This window comes from Haloferax sp. s1 (assembly GCF_058382125.1).
In genome coordinates this window covers 1-3,846 of the sequence record NZ_JBZRPK010000378.1, presented here as the reverse complement: position 1 = coordinate 3,846, position 3,846 = coordinate 1, and the positions used below count along the sequence as shown (strand labels likewise).

General features: G+C 61.2%; 3 protein-coding genes. 1 reads left to right on the top strand and 2 read right to left on the bottom strand.

Going from position 1 to position 3,846, the window contains the following annotated elements:
- Together QT222_RS04780 and QT222_RS04775 are read right to left on the bottom strand one after the other, a co-directional pair.
- Positions 1-825: response regulator transcription factor (locus QT222_RS04780; protein ID WP_491476474.1), on the bottom strand; the 825-nt coding region annotated here is incomplete at its 3' end.
- Positions 826-929: 104 nt separating this feature from the next.
- Positions 930-2,942, bottom strand: coding sequence for a sensor histidine kinase (locus tag QT222_RS04775; protein ID WP_491476473.1), 2,013 nt, complete (start codon positions 2,940-2,942; stop codon positions 930-932).
- 409 nt (positions 2,943-3,351) lie between these two features.
- On the opposite strand from QT222_RS04775, the gene QT222_RS04770 reads away from it, so the two are divergent.
- On the top strand, positions 3,352-3,651 hold the full coding sequence (locus tag QT222_RS04770) for a UPF0058 family protein (RefSeq protein WP_491476472.1): 300 nt from the start codon (positions 3,352-3,354) through the stop codon (positions 3,649-3,651).
- The last annotated feature ends 195 nt before the right edge of the window (positions 3,652-3,846 follow it).

Sequence of the window (3,846 nt, the reverse complement as noted above, 5' to 3'; positions counted from 1 at the left end):
GCCGTCGCCGACGATTCCGTCGCTGTCGAAGGCCTCATCGACGAAACTGAGGTCGACTGCCTCCGGTTCAACACTGAGGCCCGCGCTGGCAGTACATCGGTGTGTTCCGGCAGCGGTCCGTCTGAGCACGTACGCGGCTTCGTGTGCGGCCGCAACCGAATCACAGACGGTCTGTTCGATTTTATCGCGCGTCCGCGCGTCGATGAGTGCCCGGTCGATGTCGCGAATGAGACCGTTGACGCGGCTGAGACGGTCGAGTTGTGCTTCCCGGTTCTGAATCGCCGCCTCGTGTTCGGCGCGCACCGCTTCGAGTCGCCCACGGAGGTCGTCGAGCGCTTCCGGTTCACGGAGCTTCTCGACTTCACGACTTTCGAGTGCCGCCTCGGTCGATTCGAGGGCGAAATACTCGCGGACTTCAGACTCGAAGTCCGACCGAACGAGGAGTTCTTCGACCGTCTCTTTGACCTCGGCTTCCGAGACTGGCTTGACGAGGTAGGCGTCGAACGCCATGTCGACGATGTCGGTGTCGGGTTCGACCGCGGTCATCATCGCAACGCGGCAGTCGAGCCCGCGGTCTCGAATCTCGTCGAGCACGTCGTCGCCGGTGACGTTGGGCATTCGGCGGTCAAGCAGGACCACATCGACATGCTCGTCGATACGGGAAAGCGCCGCTTCACCGCCGTACGCCGTCTCGACAGTGAACCGTTCGCCGTCGAGCCAGTATTGACAGGTATCTGCGAGGTCCTCGTCGTCGTCGACGACGAGGACGACTTGCTCGGCGGCCCGCTGGCTTGGGCTCTCGTGTGCCGAGCGTTCAGTGACCATCGTATCGAACACACAGTCTCGTTGGATAGTAATATATCTGCCCATCGTGGAAGGTTGAATTTAGCCGTTGCCACACGTTCAGGGCGTGGTCTCGCCGAAACCGACTACGCCCGTGGGAGCGTCACTACGAACGTCGCACCGCTCGGTTCGTTGTCTTCGATTCGAATCTCGCCACCGTAGCTCTCGACGATTTCGCGGACGAGAAACAGTCCGAATCCGTTACCCGGATTCGACAGGTCTTCGATGCGTTTGTCGACGATTCGGTGTTTCTCTTCGTCCGGAATGCCGGGCCCGTTGTCGGAGACACGAAGCTCGACGACTTCGTCGCCGGGCGCGACCTCCACGGTCACTTCCGGGTTCGGCTTGTCGTTGTGCTGGACGGCGTTTTTCAGGAGATGTTCGATTACCTCGTCCAGTAAGTCGTCGGCGACCACCGAGATTCGAGGGAGTCCACTGACGGATACCGAAACATCGTGTGATTCGGTTCTGAGCGTCTTCACCCCGTGTTCGACGGCTTCGTGAATCGGCCGCGGGTGCGTCTCGTGGGATTCGCGCTCGACGATGACTTTCATGAACGTCCGCATCGTACCCACGAGGTCCGTCATCTCGCGAACCCGGTTCTGTATCGTGTCGAGATGGGTCTGGCCCGCTGGTTCGACGAAGTCCCCGACGATGTCTGCACGCGCTCCGACCACGTTGAGACCGTTGAGGAGATTGTGCCGGATGATTCGATTCACGAACTCCAACCGTTCTTGCTCGCGTCGAAGTTCGCGTTCTCGTTCTTTTCGGGTGGTGATGTCGTGGCCTTCGAGCACGAGAAGCGAGACTGCACCGTCCTCGAAGACGGGCGTCACGGAGAAGTCAATCACCGCCGCACGGTCCCCGCAGGACCCGTCGACTTCGACCTCGTAGCGGACGAACTCGCCGTCTTTCGCGCGGTCGAGTGCTTCCTGTAGGTCGGCCATGCGTTCTTCGTCGCCGTTCCACCACGGCGTCTCCCACGCGAGCAATCCAACGATGTCGTCGCGGTCGGCGTTGACGAGGTCGAGCGCCGCGTCGTTCACTTTGAGAACGGTCCCGTCCGGTTCGACAAGCCCGATGTACTGGAACGTACTGTTGAATACCGCGTCTAACTGTTGCTCACGGCGCTTTCGTTCGGTCATATCGCGGGTTACTTTGGCGAATCCGTTGACCTTCCCGTCGTCGTCGGTTAACGCGGTGATGGCGATAGCAGCCCAGAACCGCGTGCCGTCCGCGCGGACGAGCCAGCCTTCGTCTTCGACGCGACCCTCGCGGCGCGCCCGTTCGAGGAGTTGACTCGGACGTCCGGCCTCGCGGTCCTCGTCGGTGTAGAACGTCCGAATGTGCTCGCCGAGAATGTCGTCGATTGAATAGCCCTTGATGGCCGTTGCTCCCCGGTTCCAACTCTCGACGCAGCCATCCGCGTCGAGTCGGAAGATGGCGTACTCTTCGATGTCTTCGACGATACGCGAGAATATTTCCTCGCGGCGTTCGAGTTCGCGCTCACGTTCCCGGCGGACGTGGGTGTCGATACCGTGGGCGACGGCGTGGCCGAGATTCGAGATGGGTTCGACCAACTCGGGCGTGAATGCTCCTTCGTGTTCAGCGTACATCGTGAGTACGCCGTACCGTGTGGCGTCGTAGACCAGCGGAACTGACGCCGCGGAGCGATAGCCCCGTTCGACCGCAATCTCACGGAACGGGCCGAAATCCGAGTCGTCGGGGATGCTGTGTGTCGTTTGGACCGAGTTCGTGCGGATTGCTCGCCCGACAGGACCGTTTCCGCCGGGACGGGACGCCGCCACCGAGACATTCATCTCGTCCAGATAGCCGTCTTCGACGCCCGCCCACGTCCGCGGTTCGACAGCGTCAGTCGCGTCGTCGACGACACCCACCCACGCGAACCGGAGTTCGTCGGTCTGGACGAGTCGTTCACACACTTGCTGTTCGATGTCCGCGCGCGCCGAGGCGTCGACGATGGTCTCGTTAACGTCTGCGATGACCTCGTTGAACGTTGCAAGGATGCCGAGGCGCTCTTGAAGCTCTCGCTCCGTAGTTGACGACGCCCCACCCTGCGTCTGAGAATCACCAGGCATCCGTCGGTACCCACCCCCGGTCAGTGTCCTGTTGTAGTTTCATACTGCGACTCCACTCCCCACCGACTTGGGCGTTTCCCGGCATGACCAGTTCAGCCTAATCACGTAGGGCGGTGAATTAGTAGCGCCTGGTTCCTCCTAGTAAGTGCCCACAGTGTCCTGCCCGGGTCACTCGTCGTGCCCGCACGGCCCCGCCGGCGGATATCGACAACCCTTCCCCCCCCCTCTTTCCGCCCAGGGGACGTGTCCCTGCCCCACCCCAACTCCCTTTCCGCGCAATCGACCGCCGAGCAGACCGTGTCTTGTTCGTGTCTGCTGGTCGTACACTCATTTCTAGCCGACACAGATATAAGACGAAAAGGACGCTTCACCGCGCCATTTACGCTGGATAAGCACATATGTGCATTACATGAAAAAGAACGAACTAATCCACCTACACACACTGCTCGTCGAAATCGGGGGAGAGTACCTCGAAGCAGGTGTCGCCTCGCGCGACGACCTTCAACCGTACTACCAACTCGACATCGGGCCGGTGGCGCTTCGGTGTTCTCGCGATGACCACGAATATGCGGTACGGACACTCATGACTGCCCTCGCAGTCTGTGCCGCCCACGACCTCGGACGTGACCCCGCCGAGGTGCCCGGACAGCACCTCCTGCGCGACGATGCAACAACCAGAAGCACCGACCAGCGCGTTACGTCTCACTAATCTCTCTTCTCCGCAACGACGCCTACCCGAGAGCGATAGCGACGCCTACCCGAGAGTGATAGCGACGTAATCGTCCGGGAATGACAGCGACGTGGTCGCCCGACGAGAGGACCTAAGACGGCCCAGTGAGACGCCCCCGGTATGCGACTCGAAGACTACTGGGGGGTTGGCCCGAAAACGTCGACTCGGCTGGAA